Here is a 3,955-nt window from a genome sequence, read left to right on the forward strand (position 1 = left end):
GCTTCCGCAGCGACGTCACCGTCGAGCTGGTCAAGCACACGGCGTCGGACGCCGACGTGCTGTTCGCAGCCCGTGTCTCGACCATCGGCGAGCAGTCCCTGGACGAGCTGGACAAGGACCCGGAGCGCTCCAAGGGCCTGATCAACTACCTGATGCGGGACCGGCACGGCAGCCCCTTCGAGCACAACTCGATGACGTTCTTCATCAGCGCCCCGATCTTCGTCTTCCGCGAGTTCATGCGGCACCGCGTCGGCTGGTCGTACAACGAGGAGTCCGGGCGCTACCGCGAGCTCCAGCCGGTCTTCTACGTCCCCGACGCCTCCCGCAAGCTGGTCCAGGAGGGCCGCCCCGGGAAGTACAGGTTCGTCGAGGGCACCCAGGCCCAGCAGGAGCTGGTCGGGCGGGTCATGGAGGACACCTACCGGCAGGCCTACGAGGCCTACCAGGAGATGCTCGCCGCCGGCGTCGCCCGCGAGGTCGCCCGCGCGGTGCTCCCCGTGGGCCTGTTCTCCTCGATGTACGCCACCTGCAACGCCCGCTCGCTGATGCACTTCCTCGGCCTGCGCACCCAGCACGAGCTGGCCAAGGTGCCGTCCTTCCCGCAGCGGGAGATCGAAATGGTGGGCGAGCGGATGGAGGCCGAGTGGGCGAAGCTCATGCCGCTCACCTACGCCGCCTTCAACGCCAACGGACGGGTCGCCCCGTAGCCCGTGTCCCGAGCCGCCCGGACCTCGCGTTTCCGCAGGTACTGATGTACGGGTCAGCCTCGCGAAGTGTCCGTATTGCGGCCTTTGTGGAAGTTCATCTAGCCTGATCAAACGGACCCGGCACTGCTTGAACCCCCGAGCAGGCAGTGCCGGGCTCCACCTTTGTCACGACTTGTCGCCTGCCCCTAGGGCAGACCCCGCACCGAGCAACGAGTAGCGTGTTACCCATGGCTCCGACCTCGACTCCGCAGACCCCCTTCGGGCGGGTCCTCACCGCCATGGTCACGCCCTTCACGGCGGACGGCGCACTCGACCTCGACGGCGCGCAGCGGCTCGCCGCCCACCTGGTGGACGCAGGCAACGACGGCCTGGTCGTCAACGGGACCACCGGCGAGTCCCCCACCACCAGCGATGCGGAGAAATCGGACCTCGTACGCGCGGTACAGGAGGCCGTCGGAGACCGCGCCCACGTCGTGGCCGGCGTCGGCACCAACGACACCCACCACAGCATCGAGCTCGCCCGCGCCGCCGAGCGCGCCGGCGCGCACGGCCTGCTGACCGTCACGCCGTACTACAACAAGCCCCCGCAGGAGGGCCTGTACCGGCACTTCACGGCCATCGCCGACGCCACCGGACTCCCGGTCATGCTCTACGACATCCCCGGCCGCAGCGGCGTCCCGATCAACACCGAGACGATCGTCCGCCTCGCCGAGCACCCGCGGATCGTCGCCAACAAGGACGCCAAGGGCGACCTCGGCCGCGCCAGCTGGGCCATCGCCCGCTCCGGCCTCGCCTGGTACTCCGGCGACGACATGCTGAACCTGCCGCTGCTCTCCGTGGGCGCGGTCGGCTTCGTCTCGGTCGTCGGCCACGTCGTCACCCCCGACCTGCGCGCCCTCATCGACGCCTTCACCTCCGGTGACGTCCAGAAGGCCACCGAGATCCACCAGAAGCTGCTCCCGGTCTACACCGGCATGTTCCGCACCCAGGGCGTCATGACCACCAAGGCCGCGCTCGCCCTGCGGGGCCTGCCCGGCGGACCGCTGCGACCGCCCATGGTCGAGCTCACGCCCGAGGAGACCGAGCAGCTCAAGATCGATCTTGCTGCCGGCGGGGTACAGCTCTGACAACGAGACTTCGCGAGATCCTCTCGCACCGCCCGGCTCCACCCGGCACCCCGCCGGGAACCGGGCTCCACAACCGAACAGGCAACTGAATAAGCAGGCCACCGGTGCCTGCACCCCACAACGACAACTGCTTCTGCACGAACGTCACGCGCGCCACGTGCCCACCGGTACGTGGCGTGTGTGGTGAGGAGAGTCTTTTGAGTCATCCGCATCCTGAACTCGGCCCGCCCCCGCCGCTCGTCGAGGGCGGCCTCCGGGTCACCCCGCTCGGCGGCCTGGGCGAGATCGGCCGCAACATGACGGTCTTCGAGTACGGCGGCCGCCTGCTGATCGTCGACTGCGGAGTGCTCTTCCCCGAGGAGGAGCAGCCCGGAATCGACCTGATCCTGCCGGACTTCTCGTCCATCCGGGACCGTCTCGACGACATCGAGGGCATCGTCCTCACGCACGGCCACGAGGACCACATCGGCGGGGTCCCCTACCTCCTGCGGGAGAAGCCGGACATCCCGCTGATCGGCTCCAAGCTGACCCTGGCCCTGATCGAGGCCAAGCTCCAGGAGCACCGCATCCGCCCCTACACCCTGGAGGTGGCGGAAGGGAACCGCGAGCGCATCGGCCCCTTCGACTGCGAGTTCGTCGCCGTCAACCACTCCATCCCGGACGCCCTCGCCGTCGCCATCCGCACCCCCGCGGGCATGGTGGTGCACACGGGCGACTTCAAGATGGACCAGCTGCCGCTGGACAACCGCCTCACCGACCTGCACGCGTTCGCACGGCTGAGCGAGGAGGGCATCGACCTGCTCCTCACCGACTCCACGAACGCCGAGGTCCCCGGCTTCACTCCGCACGAGCGGGACATCTCAGGTGTGCTGCGCCAGGTCTTCGCCGGCGCCCGCAAGCGGATCATCGTGGCGAGCTTCGCCAGCCATGTCCACCGCATCCAGCAGATCCTGGACGCGGCGCACGAGTACGGCCGCCGGGTCGCCTTCGTCGGCCGCTCCATGGTCCGCAACATGGGCATCGCCCGGGACCTCGGCTACCTCAAGGTCCCGCCGGGCCTGGTGGTGGACGTCAAGACGCTCGACGACCTGCCCGACCACGAGGTGGTCCTGGTCTGCACGGGCTCGCAGGGCGAGCCGATGGCAGCACTGTCCCGGATGGCCAACCGGGACCACCAGATCCGCATCGTCGAGGGCGACACGGTGATCCTGGCGTCCTCGCTCATCCCGGGCAACGAGAACGCGGTCTACCGGGTGATCAACGGCCTGACCCGCTGGGGCGCCAACGTCGTCCACAAGGGCAACGCCAAGGTGCACGTCTCGGGCCACGCCTCGGCCGGCGAGCTGCTGTACTTCTACAACATCTGCCGCCCGAAGAACCTGATGCCGGTCCACGGCGAGTGGCGCCATCTGCGCGCCAACGCCGAGCTCGGCGCCCTCACGGGCGTGCCGCACGACAGGATCGTCATCGCCGAGGACGGCGTCACCGTCGACCTCGTCGAGGGCAAGGCCAAGATCTCCGGCAAGGTCCAGGCCGGCTACGTCTACGTCGACGGCCTCTCCGTCGGCGACGTCGGCGAGCCCGCCCTGAAGGACCGCAAGATCCTCGGCGACGAGGGCATCATCTCGGTCTTCGTGGTGGTCGACTCCACCACCGGCAAGGTCACCGGCGGCCCGCACATCCAGGCCCGCGGCTCCGGCATCGAGGACTCCGCCTTCGGGGAGGTCATCCCCAAGATCGCGGACTCGCTGGAGAAGTCGGCCCAGGAGGGCATCGCCGACGCCCACCAACTCCAGCAGCTCATCCGCCGCACGCTGGGCAAGTGGGTCTCGGACACCTACCGGCGCAGGCCGATGATCCTCCCGGTCGTCGTGGAGGTCTGAGGCTCGAACTGGCAGCGGGGCGCCTCGATTTGCATCGAGGCGCCCCGCTCCAGTACGTTTACGGCTCCGCCCGGACGGGAACCCGGACGCCTCGAGCGCTCCGATGGACGCTCCCGGTGGGGGCGGGAAATCCGACTCAGAATCTCTGATAAAGTCGGAGCCGCCGGAAAGGGAAACGCGGAAGCGGGAACCTGGAAAGCGCCGAGGAAATCGGGTCGGAAAGATCTGATAGAGTCGG

3 protein-coding genes are annotated in these 3,955 nt (G+C 68.7%); all 3 read left to right on the forward strand.

The genetic code is table 11. The features are described from left to right. The coding region (gene thyX / locus IE318_RS37540) for an FAD-dependent thymidylate synthase (RefSeq protein ID WP_189907397.1) at window positions 1-707 on the forward strand (707 nt) is incomplete at its 5' end. Window positions 708-934: 227 nt separating this feature from the next. Continuing rightward, window positions 935-1,834, forward strand: coding sequence for a 4-hydroxy-tetrahydrodipicolinate synthase (gene dapA, locus IE318_RS37545; RefSeq protein ID WP_189907398.1), 900 nt, complete (start codon window positions 935-937; stop codon window positions 1,832-1,834). 197 nt (window positions 1,835-2,031) lie between these two features. Continuing rightward, window positions 2,032-3,717, forward strand: coding sequence for a ribonuclease J (locus IE318_RS37550; RefSeq protein WP_030177459.1), 1,686 nt, complete (start codon window positions 2,032-2,034; stop codon window positions 3,715-3,717). The last annotated feature ends 238 nt before the right edge of the window (window positions 3,718-3,955 follow it).

This window comes from Streptomyces spiralis (assembly GCF_014654675.1).
GTDB classification, from domain to species: domain Bacteria; phylum Actinomycetota; class Actinomycetes; order Streptomycetales; family Streptomycetaceae; genus Streptomyces; species Streptomyces spiralis.